Source organism: Streptosporangiales bacterium (assembly GCA_009379825.1).
Classification (GTDB): Bacteria; Actinomycetota; Actinomycetes; order Streptosporangiales; family WHST01; genus WHST01.
Genome location: WHTA01000050.1, coordinates 1 through 16,279, shown reverse-complemented (window position 1 = coordinate 16,279; position 16,279 = coordinate 1). Strand labels below are relative to the sequence as shown.

The following is a 16,279-nucleotide window of genomic DNA, read 5'->3' as shown; positions in this document are numbered from 1 at the left end:
CGTACTACCCGGGGTCCCTGTCCTCGGAGGTGGTATGCGATGACGGCTGTGCTCGACTCGACTTCCCGGGACGTGGCACGTCCACGTCTCGACGCGCGCAAGCTGGTGCCCCAGGTGCCGGCTGTGGTCGGTGCGGACGTCACCGTGCCGCTGGTCACCGGCGGGCGCGTGCCGTACGCGAACCTCGACCACGCGGCCAGCGCGCCCGCGCTCACGGCGGTGCGCGACGTGGTGGAGGAGTTCCTGCCGTACTACGCCAGCGTGCACCGTGGCGCGGGGTACGGGTCGATGGTCTCCACCAAGGCGTACGAGCGCAGCCGTGAGGTCGTGCGCGAGTTCGTCGGCGCCCGCGCCGACGACGCCGTGCTCTTCACCAGGAACACCACGGACTCGCTGAACCTGCTCGCGCACTGCCTGCCGGCGGGCACGAACGTGGTGGCGTTCGAGAGCGAGCACCACGCGGACCTGCTGCCGTGGCGCAGGCACCCGCTGACGCAGCTGATCGCGCCGACCAGCCCCGCGGACGCGGTGGCGAAGGTGGGGCTGGCGCTGAGCACGCTGTCCGGCCCGACGCTGGTGTGCGTGACAGGCGCGTCGAACGTCACCGGTGAGCTGTGGCCGGTGCGGCAGATCGCGCGGGTGGCGCACAGCTACGGCGCCCGGGTGCTGCTCGACGCCGCGCAGCTGCTGCCGCACAGGGACGTGGACGTCCAGGCGCTCGACGTCGACTACCTGGCGTTCTCCGGGCACAAGCTCTACGCGCCGTACGGGGCGGGCGCACTCGTCGGCCGGCAGGACTGGCTGGCCGCGGCCGAGCCGTACCTCGCCGGCGGTGGCGCGTCGAAGCTGGTGGAGGCCGGCGGCGTGCAGTGGCAGGGCCTGCCGGAGCGGCAGGAGGCCGGTTCGCCGAACGTGGTCGGGGCGGTCGCGCTCGCCGCGGCCTGCCGCACCCTGCGCGACGCGGGCCGGCAGCGGCTGGCCGAGCACGAGGACGCGCTGACCAGGCGGCTGTGTGCGGGCCTCGCCGGCGTGCCCGGGGTCACCGTGCTGTCGCTGTTCGACGCCGGGCAGCCGCGGGTGGGTACGGTCGCGTTCACCGTCGCCGGGCACGAGCCTGGGCTGATCGCGGCGGCGCTGTCCGCGGAGTACGGCATCGGCGTCCGCGACGGGCTGTTCTGCGCGCACCTGCTGACGAAGAAGCTGCTGCGGCGGGCGGCCGGCGCGGGCGAGGGTCAGGGCAACGCGCTGCGCTCCAGCCTGGGCCTGGCGACCACCGCCGAGCACGTCGACCGGTTGGTCGCCGCCCTGCACGAGCTGACCACCCACGGCCCGCGGTGGTCGTACATCATCCGCGACGGCAAGTGGGCTCCCGAGGACGACCCGCGCGCGCTGCCCGACGTCCTGGACCGGCTCTGAGCCGGCGCCGTCGGGGCTGGTGAGACCACCTTCATGCGCTGCGTGTTCATATAGTGACTACTAGTTATTAAGGTTCCTGCCACACGCGCGGGTGTCCAGCATTCCCGTGCCGTTAACCGTTCGTTCACCCTCTTCAGGGATGCACGTCACCGGTGCTCCCTAGTTTCGGGAGCGTGAGGACAACGAACAGGTACAACAAGCATGTCGCCGGTGGAGCGCTACTGCTCGCGAGCGTGCTCGCGCTCTCCGCGTGCGGCCAGGACCCGAGTGGTGGCGGCACGGACAAGGCCGCGTCCCCGAAGGCGAGCGACTGCGCGAAGGGCAGTCTGAACACATCCGGCTCGTCGGCGCAGGCGAACGCCGTGACCGAGTGGGTCAAGGCGTACCAGAGCAGCTGCGACGGCGCGACCATCAACTACCAGCCCAACGGATCCGGCGCGGGGATCGAGCAGTTCCTCCAGGGCAGCACCGGGTTCGCCGGCTCGGACTCCGCGCTGGAGCCGGCCGAGGCGAAGAAGGCGCAGGAGCGCTGCGAGGGCAACAAGGCCATCAACCTGCCGATGGTCGTCGGCCCGGTCGCCGTCGTCTACAAGCTCGAGGGCGTCGACGACCTGCAGCTGAGCCCGTCGACCATGGCGAAGATCTTCGCCGGCAAGGTCAAGAAGTGGAACGACCCGGCCATCAAGGCCGAGAACCCGGACGCGAAGCTGCCGGCGACGCCGATCCAGGCCGTGCACCGCAGTGACGAGTCCGGCACCACGGACAACTTCACCGACTACCTGAGCAACGCCGCGCCGAAGGACTGGACCTACGGCGCCGACAAGGTGTGGAAGGCACCGGGCGGTCAGGGCGCCAAGGGCTCCGACGGCATCGCGAGCTCGCTGAAGAACACCGAGGGTGCGATCAGCTACGTCGAGATGTCCTACGCGGAGAACTCGGAACTGCAGCAGGCGAAGGTGAAGAACGGCGCAGGTGAGTACGTCTCGCTGACCGGTGAGTCTGCGGCGGCGACGGTCGACTCGGCGAAGATCGTCGGCAAGGGTAACGACCTCGCACTGGAGATCGACTACACCACCAAGGCGAAGGGTGCCTACCCGATCGTCCTGGTGACCTACGAGATCACCTGCGAAGAGGGTCTCTCGAAGGAGCAGGTCGACCTGGTGAAGGGCTTCCTCTCCTACACGTCCAGCCAGAAGGGGCAGGACAAGCTCAGCGAGATCGGTTACGCCCCGCTGCCCGACGAGCTCGCCGGCAAGGTACGCGAATCGGTGAAGTCGATCAGTTGATGACCGCACAAGCGACGTCACGTGACGAGGTGCTCTCGTCACCCCGCGGTGAGCGGAGCGCCCGGCTCTTCGGAGACCGGGCGTTCCGGCTGCTCGTCCGCTTCGCGGGAGTGTTCGTGCTCCTCATCATGGCGGCCATCACCGGCTTCCTCGTCGGTGAGGCGGTGCCCGCGCTCCGGGAGAACACCGCGAACTTCCTGACCGAGAAGAACTGGTTCCCCGACTCCACGCCAAGCGTCTTCGGTGTCGCGGCGCTGACCTGGGGCACGTTGATGTCCAGCGCCATCGCCTTGGTGCTGGCCACCCCGGTCGCGGTGGCGGTGGCGTTGTTCACCACCCAGTACGCGACCGGCGCCGCCGGTAGGTTCCTCGGCCACGCGGTCGACCTGCTCGCGGCCGTGCCGAGTGTAGTCTTCGGGCTCTGGGGGCTGCAGTACCTGGCGCCGGTGATGACACCGGTGCAGGGTGCGATGGCCGCGGTGCTCGGCTGGATCCCGTTATTCGAGGCCGACCTGGTCGGCCGCTCCCTGTTCCTCGCCGGTGTGGTGCTCGCCGTGATGATCCTGCCGATCATCGCGGCACTGTCGCGTGAGGTGCTGATGCGGGTGCCGATGTCGCAGATCGAGGCGGCGAAGGCGCTCGGGGCGACGCGCTGGGAGACGATCAAGCTGGCCGTGTTGCCGAACGCCAAGCGAGGCATCACCTCGGCGGCGATGCTCGGCCTCGGGCGCGCGCTCGGCGAGACCATCGCGGTGGCCCTCGTACTGTCTTCGAGCTTCACGATTTCGCTGCACATCCTGGAGCCCGGCGGTGCGACGTTCGCCGCGAACATCGCGAACAGCTTCGGCGAGGCCGGTGAGATCGGCCGTGGCGCGCTGATCGCGTCCGGTCTGGTGCTCTTCTTGATCACCTTCGCGGTCAACGCACTGGCCAGGGTGCTGCAGGTCAAGGGCAAGAAGAAGGCGGCGCGATGAGTACCACCGATATCGCCAGGAGCACGCCGGTGAAGGTGCGTCCCTCGTTGCGTCGCCGGGTGAGCGACAAGGTGGCGCGGTTCGGTATCTACCTCGCGGTCGTCGTCGCCCTCGCGCCGCTCGTGGCGGTGCTGTTCGCCGTTGTCAAGCAGGGCATCGCCCGGCTCGACGTCGAGTTCCTCATGTTCTCGATGCGCAACATCGGTGCGACGGACGCGGGCGGTGGCGCCTACCACGCGATCGTGGGCACCGCCGAGCAGGTCGGGTTGGCGGCGCTGCTGTCGGTTCCTGTGGGCATCCTGGTCGCCATCTACCTGGTGGAGTACGGCGGCAACGGCAAGCTCGCCCGCTCGGTGAACTTCGTCATCGACGTGATGACGGGTATCCCCTCGATCGTGGCCGGCCTGTTCGTGCTGGCGTTCTGGGTGCTCGCGCTCGGTCAGGGCTTCTCCGGTTTCGCCGGTGCGATCGCACTGTCGATCCTGATGCTGCCGGTCGTGGTGCGGTCGTCGGAGGAGATGTTCCGGCTGGTGCCGAACGACCTGCGCGAGGCCGCCCTCGCGCTGGGTGTGCCGCGCTGGCTGGTCGTGTTGAAGGTGGTGCTGCCGACGGCGGCCGCCGGCCTGGTGACCGGGCTGATGCTCGCCGTCGCGCGGGTGACGGGGGAGACGGCGCCGTTGCTGTTGACCGTCTTCTTCACCGACTCGATCAACTTCAACCCGTTCTCGGGGCCGCAGATCGGTCTGGCGCAGTACGTCTTCGACCAGGCGAGCCGCCCGACGGACGCGGCCATCACGAGGGCATGGGCGGGAGCACTGACGCTCGTCGCCGGTGTACTGCTGCTGAACATCGCGGCGCGTGCGCTCGCGCGCTGGAAGGCGCCGAAGGTCCACCGACACTAGATGTGGGAACCGTGGGATCAGATGAACGCAACCGAGCCGGGAGGTGCGACAGTGAGCACGACGACTGACCAGATCGCGGGTACGCAGCAGTCGGCGCCCGTGCAGGACACGAACGCGGTCCAGCCGTCGGCCGGCACCCGGGTCGAGATCAACGGGCTCACCGCCTACTACGGCTCGCATGCGGCCGTGACCGACGTGACGTTGACCGTGGAACCCCGTACGGTGCACGCGTTCATCGGCCCGTCGGGCTGCGGCAAGTCCACCGTGATTCGGTCGATCAACCGGATGCACGAGGAGATTCCCGGCGCCAGGATCGACGGCACCGTCTCGATCGACGGCGTGGACATCTACCGCGGCGACGTCGACCCGACGTCGGTGCGGCGGGCCGTCGGCATGGTGTTCCAGAAGGCGAACCCGTTCCCCACCATGTCGATCTACGACAACGTGGTGGCCGGCCTGAAGCTCCTCGGCAAGGGCAGGCGGCGCGGCGGCTACGACGACATCGTGGAGAAGGCGCTGCGGCGTACGAACCTCTGGGAAGAGGTCAAGGACCGGCTGAACAAGGCCGGTTCTGCACTGTCCGGCGGGCAGCAGCAGCGGCTGTGCATCGCGCGCGCGATCGCCATCGAGCCCGAGGTGCTGCTGATGGACGAGCCGTGTTCCGCGCTCGACCCGATCTCGACGCTGGCTATCGAGGACCTGATCGCCGAGCTGAAGCAGCAGTACACGATCATCATCGTGACGCACAACATGCAGCAGGCGTCCAGGGTCAGCGACATGACGGCGTTCTTCTCGGTGCCGGGGCCCGGCATGCCGGGCACGCTGATCGAGGTCGACGACACCTCGACGATGTTCCGGACGCCGAAGCAGCAGGCGACCGAGGACTACATCACCGGCCGCGTCGGCTGACGAAGGCTACGGGCGGGCCGTGCCGCAGTGGAGCGGGCACGGCTCGACGCGTTCCGCCGCGCGGTTGGCGCCGGCGGCGAAGGAACGCAGCAGCCGCGCTGCCGTGCTGCGCGCGTACCCCACGCGGACCCGGTCGGCCGCCGGCTCGTCGTCCAGTACGGGCGCGTCGGGCAGCGCCGACGTGGTCAGCGCGCGCGTCGCGTCGGCGGGGTTGGTGAAGCCGACCGGGAGCATGGCAGTCCTCTCTAGGAGCGCAGGTCGAGGCCCGGTGGCGGGCCGGTGGACTCGCGGGCGACGAGCTCGGTCGGCAGCACGACTCGCCGCTCGTCGGGATCGGCAGGCGGGTCGAGGAGTAGGCTCGCCGCGGTCCTGCCCTTCTGCCGCCCCGGCTGCCTGATCGTGGTGAGACCGGCCTGGGACGCCCGCGGGATGTCGTCCAGCCCGACGACGGAGATCTCCCGCCCGGGGGTGAGCCCGTGTACGTCGAGCGCGGTCAAGGCGCCGAGGGCGAGGACGTCGGTGCCGGCTAGCACCCCCGTCGGCCACGGCATCTGCTCGAGCAGGTGGGCCATGGCGGCGTTGCCAGCGCCCATCGTGTTGCTCGATGCGTAGACGAACTGCAGCGCCTGCGGGTCGAGCCCGGCGGCGGTGTACGCGTCCAGGTAGCCGGCGAGCCGGCTGCGGGAGTCGCTCTCCGGGTAGGCCTCGATGGCGGCACGGTCGAGCGGGCCGAGGTGCCCCGGTGGCAGGCCGCAGTCGGCGATCACCGCGATCCGGTCGTGGCCGAGGTCGAGCAGGTGCTGCGCGGCGGCTGCCGCCGCCTGATGGTCGTCGATGGCCGCGTAGCTCGCGTCCGCGTCGCTTACCTGGTACGTGTGCACGATCGGCAGGTTGCGCTGCCGGATCACGTCGGTGGCGCGGGTGTCGTCGGCGCAGCAGTAGATGCAGAAGCCGTCGACGACTGCGTTCTTGACCGTGTCCAGGCCCTTGTCGCCGCCTTGGACGGAGGTCAGCACCACGCCGACGTGGTGCTCCTCCGCGGTCTCCGCCACGCCGTGCAGGAAGCTCACCGCGAACTCGTCGGAGAGCACGAAGCCGAGCGGCTCGGTGAACAGCAGGCCGATCGCGCCTGCCTGGCCCTTGCGCAGGGTGCGGGCGGCGGCGTCCGGGCCGCCGTAGCCGAGGCGGGCGGCGGTCTCCAGGATGCGTTCGCGCAGTGCCGGCGTGAGCTGGTTCGGCCGACTGTACGCGTTGGACACGGTGGTGCGCGACACGCCGAGCTCCTCGGCGATCGTCTGCAGGGTTACCCGTCCCATGCCCGTCCCGTCAGTACTGTATCGATAAAGTCTTGATCGATACAGTACTTCGGACCCAGAAGGGCGTCAACCGGGCGTCGGGGAGGTGCGGCTCAGGTGGTGGCGCGGGCCGGCCAGCTGCCGGTGACCAGGTACACCACGCGCCTCGCCGCGGACACCGCATGGTCCGCATAGCGCTCCATGTAGCGCCCGATCAGCGTGACGTCGACGGCGGCCTCGATGCCGTACGTCCACTGCGGCGAGAGCAGCGAGACGAAGATCTGACGCAGCAGCGCGTCCATCTCGTCGTCGGCATTCTCCAGCTGCAGGGCAACGGCGATGTCGCTGTCCTCGACGACCTGTTCGAGGTACGTGGTCATCCGTGCCGCCACGGCGGCCATCTGCTGCACCGTGTCGCGCGCCAGCGGCGGCACCGCGTTGTCCGGGTACCTGCGCCGGTTCACCTCGGCGACGTGGACGGCCAGGTCGCCCATCCGCTCCAGGTCGGCGGAGAGGCGTACGGAGGTCACGATGACCCGCAGGTCGCTGGCGACCGGCTGCTGGCGGGCGAGGAGCTCGTACGACGCCTCCTCGACCAGCATCTGCAGCTGGTCCACCTTCGTGTCGCCTTCGATCACCCGTTCGGACATCGCCCGGTCGGACTCCAGGAGCGCTGCCGTGGCGTTGTTCATCGCCTCGCGGATGAGTCGGGTCATCTGCACGAGGTCGGCGTTCAACGAATCCAACGACTCGTGGTAAGCGTCGCGCATGGTGATCAGCCTCGCAGTGCCGGGGGAACCAATGTAGACGGATCCATGAACGTCGGGTGAACCCCGTGCGCAGATTGGTCGGGTAGGCCCTGGTCACCGTACGATCGAAGAGTGGACGCGGAACTCGCGCTGGGGGTGGGCGCCGCACTCGGTCTGCTCGTAGGGGTGGGCGCGGTGCTCGCGGTGCGGGTCAGTGAACGCCTGCAACGCGGCAAACCAGACGAATCGGTCGAGCCGGAGCCCGTGCTCCCGCTTGGTGTGGCCTCGGTGCTCTCCGTGCTGCCCTGGTCGGCCGTGGTGCTCGACGAGACCGATCACGTGCTGCGCTCGAGCGCGGCCGCCCGCGCCCGCGGCCTGGTCGAGCAGGACCGCGTGCGGGTGCCCGGGCTGGTCGCGCTCGCCAGCCTGGTCCGCAAGGATGGCGACATCAGGTCCGAGGAGATCGAGCTCGGCGGCCAGTTGTTCAACGTGCACGTCGCGCCGATCGGCGGCACCGGCGCGCCCGGCACCGTGCTGGTGCTGGCCGAGGACCTCACCGAGGTGCGGCGGGTGGAGGACGTCCGCCGCGACTTCGTCGCGAACGTCAGCCACGAGCTGAAGACGCCGGTCGGGGCACTGACGCTGCTCGCCGACACCGTCGAGGCCGCCGCCGACGACCCCGAGGCGGTACGCCACTTCGCCGCGCGGATGCGTACGGAGGCGCAGCGGCTCAGCCAGATGGTCCAGGAGATCGTGCTGCTGTCGCGGCTGCAGGGCGCCGGGTCGCTCAACCAGCCCGAGCCGGTGGGGATGCAGGGCGTGGTCGCGGAGGCGATCGACCGTTGCCGGCTGCAGGCGACCGCGAAGAACATCGATGTCACCGCATCGGGCGTCGACGGGGTGACGGTGCTCGGCGACGAAGAGCTGCTCACCGTGGCGCTGCGCAACATCATCGACAACGCGGTCGCGTACAGCCCCGCCCGCACCCGGGTGAACGTGCGCGTGGTGCGCGACGGCGGCCACGTCGAGATCTCCGTCAGCGACCAGGGCATCGGCATCTCGCCACGCGACCAGCAACGCATCTTCGAGCGCTTCTACCGGGTCGACCCGGCCCGGTCGCGGGAGACCGGGGGCACCGGTCTCGGGCTCGCCATCGTCAAGCACGTGATGTCCAACCACGGCGGCGACGTGCGGGTCTGGAGCAAGGAGCGGCTCGGCTCGACCTTCACCCTCCGCCTGCCACTGGAGCCCCAGAGTGCCCAGCCGAGCCGCCCGGCGGCGACGGAGAGCGAGCAGGCGACCGTGTACAGCGCCGCAGGAGAGCGTGGCAATGGCGCCGACGCCCAACGAGGCGAGGAGAGCGCGCACCAAGGGTCTGGTGGTGACCACGTGCGCGCGACGTCAGGTCGTGAAGGACCTATGTCCCTGAGAGGTGTCAGATGACCCGTATCCTCGTGGTTGAGGACGAGGACTCGTACAGCGAGGCATTGACCTACCTGCTGAAGAAAGAGGGTTACGAGGTACACCCCGCAGCGACGGGCACCGAGGCCCTCGCCGAGTTCGAGCGGGCCGGCGCGGATCTCGTGTTGCTCGACCTCATGCTGCCGGGCGTCTCCGGCACCGAGATCTGCCGCGAGATCAGGAAGATGTCCTCGGTGCCGATCATCATGGTCACCGCCAAGGACAGCGAGGTCGACAAGGTCGTCGGGTTGGAGCTGGGCGCCGACGACTACGTGACGAAGCCGTACTCCGCCCGCGAGCTGGTGGCGCGGATCAGGGCCGTACTGCGGCGGCAGAGCGAGCCGGAGGACCTGGTGCCGCCGACGCTGGAGTCTGGACCGGTCCGGATGGACGTGGAACGCCACCTGGTGACCGTCGACAGCGAGAGCGTGCAGCTGCCGCTGAAGGAGTTCGAGCTGCTCGAGCTGCTGCTGCGCAACGCCGGTCGGGTGCTGACCCGGGCCCAGTTGATCGACCGGATCTGGGGCAGCGACTACGTCGGTGACACGAAGACGCTCGACGTGCACGTGAAGCGGTTGCGGGCGAAGGTCGAACCCGACCCTGGCAACCCGCGCTTCATCGTGACCGTCCGCGGGCTCGGCTACAAGTTCGAGCCCTGAACCGTCAGCCGTGGGACTCCGGGGAGTCCTCGGTAGCGGTGCTCGTCGGCGTGCCGGTGTCGTCGTCCGCCGGCGTCTCGCTCGGGGTGGCCGACTCGTTCGGCGCCGGCGAGAGGGTCTCCCTGTGCGCCGTGTGGGGCACTACGGGCAGCGCCATGGTGATGTCGCCGGCACGCTGGAACTCGAACGTGACCCGCACGGTGGAGCCGCTGCGCAGCTCGCGGGTGAGGCCGGTCAGCGTGACGGTGTTCTCGCTGTACGGCGGTTGGCCGAGCTGCACCGGGTCGGCCTCCGGACGGCCGGCGGTCGGCGCCGGGACGGCGATGCCGCCCTCCTCGCCGTCGGCGGCGAGCACGACCTTGTCGGCGTCCGGCGAGCTGGCCGAGACCAGCTCGTCCGACTTGGCGCGCTGGTTGATGACGCTGAGGTAGATGGCGGCGTCGGAGTTCTTGGCGAACGGGTCGTCGTCCGGGGCGGGACCGAGCACGAACGCGTGCCTGATCGCGAGCGGTGAGCTGTCGCCGACATCCGGGTAGTTCGCGCCGTCACGCGGCTTCATCGATGTGCTGGTGTACGGGTGGAAGCCCGCACCACACCCGGAGACGGCCAGGGCCGCGGCGGATGCTGCGAGGGCTACGCGCAGGACTCGGCTTCGGCTCACGCCGAGAGCGTATCGTTCGCGGCCCGGCGACCCGGCAGGGAGGCCGGCGTATCGGGCGACCTCGCAGGCTACGGTGACCTCGTGACCGTCGGTGTGGGACCCCATCCGCGGCCCTGGCCGGACGACCCGCGCTACGACCCCGTGTTGCTGGCCGAGGGCGACAGCCGCAACGTCGCCGACGAGTACAGGTACTGGCGCAACGAGGCGATCGTGGCCGACCTCGACACCCGTCGCCACCCGTTCCACGTCGCGATCGAGAACTGGTCGCACGACTTCAATATCGGGTCCGTCGTACGTACGGCGAACGCCTTCCTCGCCGCCGAGGTGCACATCGTCGGCCGGCGCCGGTGGAACCGGCGGGGTGCCATGGTCACCGATCGCTACCAGCACGTACGCCACCACGAGTCGGTGGCTGAGCTGGTGCGGTGGGCGGCCGCGGCCGAGCTGCCGCTCGTCGGGATCGACAACCTGCCAGGCGCGGTGCCGCTCGAGACCTACGACCTGCCGGCGGCGTGCGTGCTGGTCTTCGGCCAGGAGGGTCCCGGGCTCTCCGAGCCGGTACGCGAGGCGAGCCACGCGGTGCTGTCGATCGCGCAGTTCGGTTCCACCAGGTCGATCAACGCGGGCGCGGCCGCGGCGATCGCCATGCACGCCTGGGTGCGCAGGCACGTCCACAAGCAACGGCCGCGCTGACCGTCAGCCGAGCCGCTCCAGCCGCCGCTCTGGCACCGGCTTGCCGTCCTCGAGATGGCGCACCACGTCGGCGACCTTGCCGGCGTCGTCCACGAGTACGGCGGACAGCCCCGCCGGCCGGTACGTCTCGGCCAGCGGTCGTGCCGCGTCGTCGACCACGTGCGGGTAGGCGCCGTTGCGTGCGGCGAGCGCCGCGACGTCGTCGTGCGTGCCACTGAGGTACACGGCCACGCCCGCGCCGCGCGCCGTGGAGGTCAGCCGGCTCACGCTCGCGCCGCACCCGCATCTCGCCGGCACTGCGATCACGACGGCGGAACGGATGCTCGCCAGCCGCCTGGTCTCGCCGTCGATCGTGACGGCGGTGTCCGGCAGCGGGGAGCCGACGGCCGCGTCGGTGGCTGCGTTCGGCTGTGCGCTTGTGACCTTCGCGTCGTTCACCGGCCGCGGGCCGAGCAGGCTCATCATGCTGCCGAAGGCCGCGGTCACCAGCAGCGTGATCGCGATGAGCGGGGCGAGCACGCCGTACGGCCCGAACCGCCGGTAGCCGGGGACGTACCTGCCGAGCAGCTCCTGCCGGCGGCGCTGCCGTTGTTCCCTGCGGTACGCCTGCACCTCGCGGTCGAGCTCGCGGATGTCGTCGGGGATCTCGACGTCGACATCGGGCAGCCCGTCATCGTTCCAGTCGGGGCCACGTCCGAGATCGTTGCCGGTCGCCACATCCCCAGTATGCGCCCGTCCCCGGCGCGGTGCACAGGGCACCGGTACGGTCCAATAACCGCGCGTGTGCCATGTTCCGCCGCGTTTGTCAAGCCGACAAACGCGTTCTGACCTGCGGAAACACAACCAAGTCGCAACTGCCGACGTGGTAGGATTGTCTTCGGCGGAAGGGGAACTTCACACATGACGTTCAAGGTTGGCGATACCGTCGTCTACCCCCACCATGGGGCTGCCCTCATCGAATCCATCGAGCACCGCGTCGTCGGCGGGGAGCAGAAGGACTATCTCGTCCTCAAGATCACGCAGGGCGACCTGACGGTCATGGTCCCTGCGGACAACGCGGAGATCGTCGGCGTACGCGATGTCGTCGGTCGCGATGGGCTGGAGCGCGTCTTCGACGTACTGCGCGCACCGCACACCGAAGAACCCACCAACTGGTCCCGCAGATACAAGGCCAACCTGGAGAAGTTGGCTTCCGGTGACGTCAACAAGGTTGCCGAGGTGGTCCGCGACCTCTGGCGCAGGGACAGGGAGCGCGGTCTCTCCGCGGGCGAGAAGCGCATGCTCGCCAAGGCGAGGCAGATCCTGGTCAGTGAGCTGGCGTTGGCCGAGAACACCAACGAGGACAAGGCCGAGGCGCTGCTCGACGAAGTACTCGCTTCCTAGTCACCGGTCCGCCGCATGGGTGCGGTATGAAGTGGTCGTGAGCTTTCGTCCTTTCGCGCTCGGTGCGCAGTCATGACGGTCGCGGCCATCGTCCCCGCCGCAGGGCGGGGAGAACGGATGGGCCCTGGCGGGCCCAAGGCGCTGCGGCCAATCGCCGGTACCCCGATGTTGGTGTACGCGGTGCGGTCGTTGGCGTCGGCCCGGTCGGTCGACCTGGTGCTCGTCGCGGCGCCACCGGACGACGTGCATGCGGTGTCCGCGCTGCTCGTCGACCACGAGCTGGCCGCCGAGGTGGACGTCATCGCCGGCGGCACCACCAGGCAGGAGTCGGTACGGCTGGCGCTCGCCAGCCTGCCGGCGGACGCCGACATCGTGCTGGTGCACGACGCGGCCAGGCCGCTGGCCCCCGCCGAGCTGGCCGACGACGTGGTGCGGGCGATCCGCGGCGGTGCCGAAGCGGTCGTCCCCGGGGCGCCGGTCGCGGACACCATCAAGCACATCGACGTGGCCGGCCAGGTGGTACGCACCATCGACCGCGGCATGCTGCGCGCTGCGCAGACGCCGCAGGGGTTCAGGCGCGACGTCCTGACGCTGGCCCACGACGCGGCCAGCGCCTCGACCGCGCAGGCCACCGACGACGCCGGCCTGGTGGAGCTTTCCGGCCACCCGGTGGTCGTCATCCCAGGGGCGGAGGAGGCGTTCAAGGTCACCCGGCCGCTCGACCTGGTGGTGGCGGAGGCCGTACTGGCCAGCCAGCGGAGCACTCATGGCAGGTGACCGCGCAGCCTGGCCGGCGCCGCGCGTCGGGCTCGGCGTGGACGTCCACCCGCTCGTGCCGGGCAAGCCGCTGTGGCTGGCCGGCCTGCGCTGGCCGGACGAGCCGCGCGGCCTGGCCGGTCACTCCGACGGCGACATCGTCGCCCACGCCGGCTGCGACGCATTGTTGTCCGCCGCCGGCCTCGGCGACCTCGGCAGCCAGTACGGCACGTCGGACCCGCGCTGGAGCAGCGCCGCGGGTGTGGACTTCCTGACCGAGACCGCGAGCCGGGTGCGCGCGGCGGGCTTCGAGGTCGGGAACGTCGTCGTCCAGCTGGTCGGGGAACGACCCAAGCTCGGCCCGCGGCGGGCGGCGGCCGAGGAGACGCTGAGTGCGGCGATCGGCGCGCCGTTCTCGGTCGGCGCGAGCACGACGGAAGGGCTCGGCCTGACCGGCCGCGGCGAAGGGCTCGCGGCGATCGCGACGGCCCTGATCTGGCCGCTCGGCTAGGCGAGCGGCTGCCACCACCCGTGACGGCCTGTGCGGTGCGCCAGCAGCCGACCCAGCGCCGTCGACTTGCTGGCAGACTGGCAGCACGGCCAAGCAACCGATCGCCGTCGGCGGCCGTCGTAGCCGCCGTCCGGTGCCGATACGTGAAAGAAGCCCATGCCCCCCGACGCCGACTCCCCGCTCGTCGCGAGCCTGCGTGCCGCCGTCGCGGCTCAGCCCGATGACGTGCCGCTGCGCGTGCACCTCGCCGAGATGCTGCTCGCCGCGGGAGATCAGCAGGGCGCGGTCGAGCACGCCGCCGCCGCGTTGCAGCGCGAACCGGACTCCGCGCCGGCCCGTACGGTGATGGCCCAGGCGATGGGCACCGCGGCCGCGCAGCCGGCCGATCCGGCGCCGGAACAGCCCGCCGACACCGGCGAGCAGCCCGCGGCCGCCGGCGACGATGTCGACTGGACCAGGCTCGAGGAAGAGTTCCGAGGTGTCGTCGAGCCGATGTTCGTGGACGAGGACGGCGACGCCGACCCCGGTGCCTCGGCGTTCGACGTGGAGGAAGCCGGCGTGCGGCTCGCGGACGTCGGCGGGCTGCAGGACGTGAAGGACCGCCTCGAGGTCGCGTTCCTCGCGCCGATGCGCAACCCCGAGCTGCGCAAGCTCTACGGCAAGCAGCTGCGTGGTGGGCTGCTGCTCTACGGCCCGCCCGGCTGCGGCAAGACCTTCCTGGCCAGGGCGGTCGCCGGTGAGATGGGTGCCCAGTTCATCTCCGTCTCGCTGAACGACGTGCTCGAGATGTGGATCGGGTCGAGCGAGAAGAACCTGCACGAGCTGTTCGAGACCGCGCGCGGCAACACCCCGTGCGTGATCTTCCTCGACGAGCTCGACGCGCTCGGCCAGAAACGCAGCCACACCCGCAACTCCGGGCTACGCACCACCGTCAACCAGCTGCTCACCGAGCTGGACGGCGTCGCGAACAACAACGAAGGGGTGTTCGTGCTCGGCGCGACCAACGCGCCGTGGGACGTGGACCCTGCACTGCGCCGGCCGGGCCGGTTCGACCGCGTCGTGCTCGTGCTGCCGCCGGACGAGGAAGCCCGGATGGCGATCGTGAAGTACCACCTGCGCGGGCGGCCGATCGCCGGCGTCGACACCCGCAAGATCGCGAGGTCCACCGACGGCTACTCCGGCGCCGACATCGCGCATCTGTGCGACACGGCCGCGGAGAAGGCCATGCTCGACGCCGTACGAACCGGCGATAGCCGGATGATCGAGATGCGCGACTTCGCTGCCGCGCTACGCGAGGTGCGGCCGTCGATCGGTCCCTGGCTGGACGTCGCGAAGAACGTGGCCATGTTCGCCAACGAGGGCGGTGCCTACGACGACCTGCTCAGGTACCTGAAGAAGCGGAAACTGGTGTGACGGTCTCACCGCCCGGCGTCGACCCGGCAGCTGAACGTGCGCGGGTACTGATCGACGCCGGCCGGCTGGAGGAAGCGAAGGGCGTGCTCCAGACCGCGCTGGCCCAGGAGCCGGACGACGGCGGCAAGTGGTGCCTGTTCGCGCTGTGCATGGTGCGGCTGGACCAGTACGACGAGGCGCTGGAGGCCGCCGGCCGCGCGGCTGCGCTCGAACCGGCCGAGGAGTGGCCGCACCGGCTCGCGAGCATCGCATTGTGCGGCAAGAAGGACTACCCGCGCGCCGTCACGGCCGCCAGGGAGTCGGTCCGCAGGGAGTCTGACCTCTGGCAGACGCATGCGCAGCTGGCCCTCGCGCTGCACGAGCTGCGCGACCGGTCGTCGCTGGACGAGGCGTGGCAGGCCGCGTCGTACGCCGTGTCGCTGGCGCCTGAGGAGGCCGAGACGCACTTCGTGATGGGTGTGATCGCCCAGGAGCGGCGGCAGCACGACGTCGCCGAGCAGGCCTACGAGAAGGTGCTGGCACTCGACCCGGGCCACGCGGCCGCCATGAATAACCTCGGCCTGGTGCAGCTGCGGCGCGGGAAGATCCACGCGGCGGCGGAGGGCTTCACGTCGTCGTTGCGCAGCGACCCGCGGCTGGAGGTCGCGCGGTCGAACGTGGAGTCTGTCGGCTGGCGGCTGATGACGTTCGGCTACTACATCGCGTTCGCCGGGTTCTGGATCCTGCGGCTGCTGCTCGGCGGTGAGACCGAGGAGGGCATGCCGTTCGTGTTCCGCGCGGGCTTCGGTGTCGTACTGCTCGCGGTCTGGACGGTGCTCGGCGTGCGGATGGTCGGCCGGCTGCCCACGGCCGCGCGACAGTACCTGTTCGGCATGCCGCGGCGCAGCCTCGGCTTCGGCGTCATGACGTTCGGCATCGCCGGCTGCGTACTAGGCTCCATGTTCGCGGCGTTCACCCCGCCGGCGCTGGCCTTCTACGGGCTGGTGGTGGCCGGCTGCGCGATCTTCCTCAGCTTCGTCACATCGTGGGTCGTCACCGTCGGTGCCTGGCGCCGACGGAAGAAGGAAGCCAGCTAGATGGTTGATTCCTTGGTCAGTGGTCGTAGGCGGTTAGTGATCGTTTGCTGGTGACGCCGGTGGTCCAGTTGGTCCAGATGCCGGAGGTGAGGGCGAGGAGTCGCTGGGCGATGCGGGTGAAGACTCCGGTGGGTG

19 protein-coding genes are annotated in these 16,279 nt (G+C 70.1%); 13 read left to right on the top strand and 6 right to left on the bottom strand.

What is annotated here, in order from left to right; translation table 11 throughout:
• The first annotated feature begins 39 nt into the window (after window positions 1-39).
• From GEV07_20930 to pstB, 5 genes are all read left to right on the top strand, one after another.
• Window positions 40-1,416, top strand: coding sequence for an aminotransferase class V-fold PLP-dependent enzyme (locus GEV07_20930; GenBank protein ID MQA05079.1), 1,377 nt, complete (start codon window positions 40-42; stop codon window positions 1,414-1,416).
• Between the two features lie 173 nt (window positions 1,417-1,589).
• Window positions 1,590-2,702 carry a phosphate ABC transporter substrate-binding protein PstS gene (pstS, locus tag GEV07_20925; protein ID MQA05078.1) on the top strand — a complete coding sequence of 371 codons (1,113 nt, stop codon included), beginning with the start codon at window positions 1,590-1,592 and terminating at the stop codon, window positions 2,700-2,702.
• Window positions 2,702-3,676 (top strand): phosphate ABC transporter permease subunit PstC, encoded by a 975-nt coding sequence (pstC, locus tag GEV07_20920; GenBank protein ID MQA05077.1) that lies wholly within the window; start codon window positions 2,702-2,704, stop codon window positions 3,674-3,676. The genes pstS and pstC overlap by 1 nt, the downstream gene beginning before the upstream one ends.
• Window positions 3,673-4,578 (top strand): phosphate ABC transporter permease PstA, encoded by a 906-nt coding sequence (gene pstA, locus GEV07_20915; GenBank protein ID MQA05076.1) that lies wholly within the window; start codon window positions 3,673-3,675, stop codon window positions 4,576-4,578. Before pstC ends, pstA begins: the two co-directional genes overlap by 4 nt.
• Window positions 4,579-4,599: 21 nt before the next feature.
• Window positions 4,600-5,487, top strand: a complete 888-nt coding sequence (pstB, locus tag GEV07_20910) for a phosphate ABC transporter ATP-binding protein (protein ID MQA05075.1) — start codon at window positions 4,600-4,602, stop codon at window positions 5,485-5,487.
• A gap of 6 nt (window positions 5,488-5,493) precedes the next feature.
• On the opposite strand, the gene GEV07_20905 is transcribed toward pstB, so the two are convergent.
• The 3 genes from GEV07_20905 to phoU all read right to left on the bottom strand — a co-directional run bounded on the left by GEV07_20905 (window position 5,494) and on the right by phoU (window position 7,552).
• Window positions 5,494-5,721 carry a hypothetical protein gene (locus tag GEV07_20905; protein ID MQA05074.1) on the bottom strand — a complete coding sequence of 76 codons (228 nt, stop codon included), beginning with the start codon at window positions 5,719-5,721 and terminating at the stop codon, window positions 5,494-5,496.
• Window positions 5,722-5,732: 11 nt separating this feature from the next.
• Window positions 5,733-6,803 carry a LacI family DNA-binding transcriptional regulator gene (locus GEV07_20900; protein ID MQA05073.1) on the bottom strand — a complete coding sequence of 357 codons (1,071 nt, stop codon included), beginning with the start codon at window positions 6,801-6,803 and terminating at the stop codon, window positions 5,733-5,735.
• Between the two features lie 92 nt (window positions 6,804-6,895).
• Window positions 6,896-7,552 carry a phosphate signaling complex protein PhoU gene (gene phoU, locus GEV07_20895; GenBank protein MQA05072.1) on the bottom strand — a complete coding sequence of 219 codons (657 nt, stop codon included), beginning with the start codon at window positions 7,550-7,552 and terminating at the stop codon, window positions 6,896-6,898.
• 111 nt (window positions 7,553-7,663) lie between these two features.
• Here phoU and GEV07_20890 point away from each other — a divergent pair, with 111 nt between their 5' ends.
• Window positions 7,664-8,974, top strand: coding sequence for a two-component sensor histidine kinase (locus tag GEV07_20890; GenBank protein ID MQA05071.1), 1,311 nt, complete (start codon window positions 7,664-7,666; stop codon window positions 8,972-8,974).
• On the top strand, window positions 8,971-9,651 hold the full coding sequence (locus GEV07_20885; protein ID MQA05070.1) for a response regulator: 681 nt from the start codon (window positions 8,971-8,973) through the stop codon (window positions 9,649-9,651). The genes GEV07_20890 and GEV07_20885 overlap by 4 nt, the downstream gene beginning before the upstream one ends.
• Before the next feature lie 4 nt (window positions 9,652-9,655).
• Here GEV07_20885 and GEV07_20880 read toward each other — a convergent pair whose 3' ends face one another.
• Window positions 9,656-10,417, bottom strand: coding sequence for a copper chaperone PCu(A)C (locus GEV07_20880; GenBank protein ID MQA05069.1), 762 nt, complete (start codon window positions 10,415-10,417; stop codon window positions 9,656-9,658).
• On the opposite strand from GEV07_20880, the gene GEV07_20875 reads away from it, so the two are divergent.
• Window positions 10,394-11,005, top strand: a complete 612-nt coding sequence (locus GEV07_20875) for an rRNA methyltransferase (protein MQA05068.1) — start codon at window positions 10,394-10,396, stop codon at window positions 11,003-11,005. The two genes, GEV07_20880 and GEV07_20875, sit on opposite strands and share 24 nt — an antisense overlap.
• Before the next feature lie 3 nt (window positions 11,006-11,008).
• Here GEV07_20875 and GEV07_20870 read toward each other — a convergent pair whose 3' ends face one another.
• Window positions 11,009-11,722 (bottom strand): hypothetical protein, encoded by a 714-nt coding sequence (locus GEV07_20870; protein MQA05067.1) that lies wholly within the window; start codon window positions 11,720-11,722, stop codon window positions 11,009-11,011.
• A 183-nt stretch (window positions 11,723-11,905) separates the two neighbouring features.
• Between GEV07_20870 and GEV07_20865 the strand changes: the two genes are divergently transcribed.
• The 5 genes from GEV07_20865 to GEV07_20845 all read left to right on the top strand — a co-directional run bounded on the left by GEV07_20865 (window position 11,906) and on the right by GEV07_20845 (window position 16,144).
• The gene (locus tag GEV07_20865) at window positions 11,906-12,388 is read left to right on the top strand and encodes a CarD family transcriptional regulator (protein MQA05066.1); all 483 of its coding nucleotides are present in this window, start codon (window positions 11,906-11,908) and stop codon (window positions 12,386-12,388) included.
• 72 nt (window positions 12,389-12,460) lie between these two features.
• Entirely contained in the window at window positions 12,461-13,165 is a 705-nt protein-coding gene (locus GEV07_20860; protein MQA05065.1) for a 2-C-methyl-D-erythritol 4-phosphate cytidylyltransferase, read from the top strand.
• Complete coding sequence (locus GEV07_20855; protein MQA05064.1) at window positions 13,155-13,655, top strand: 2-C-methyl-D-erythritol 2,4-cyclodiphosphate synthase; 501 nt, start codon at window positions 13,155-13,157, stop codon at window positions 13,653-13,655. The genes GEV07_20860 and GEV07_20855 overlap by 11 nt, the downstream gene beginning before the upstream one ends.
• A 156-nt stretch (window positions 13,656-13,811) precedes the next feature.
• Window positions 13,812-15,068, top strand: a complete 1,257-nt coding sequence (locus GEV07_20850) for a tetratricopeptide repeat protein (protein MQA05063.1) — start codon at window positions 13,812-13,814, stop codon at window positions 15,066-15,068.
• The gene (locus GEV07_20845) at window positions 15,065-16,144 is read left to right on the top strand and encodes a tetratricopeptide repeat protein (protein ID MQA05062.1); all 1,080 of its coding nucleotides are present in this window, start codon (window positions 15,065-15,067) and stop codon (window positions 16,142-16,144) included. Before GEV07_20850 ends, GEV07_20845 begins: the two co-directional genes overlap by 4 nt.
• Before the next feature lie 16 nt (window positions 16,145-16,160).
• On the opposite strand, the gene GEV07_20840 is transcribed toward GEV07_20845, so the two are convergent.
• Window positions 16,161-16,279, bottom strand: a 119-nt coding sequence (locus tag GEV07_20840; GenBank protein MQA05061.1) for an IS982 family transposase, incomplete at its 5' end; no start/stop codon positions are given.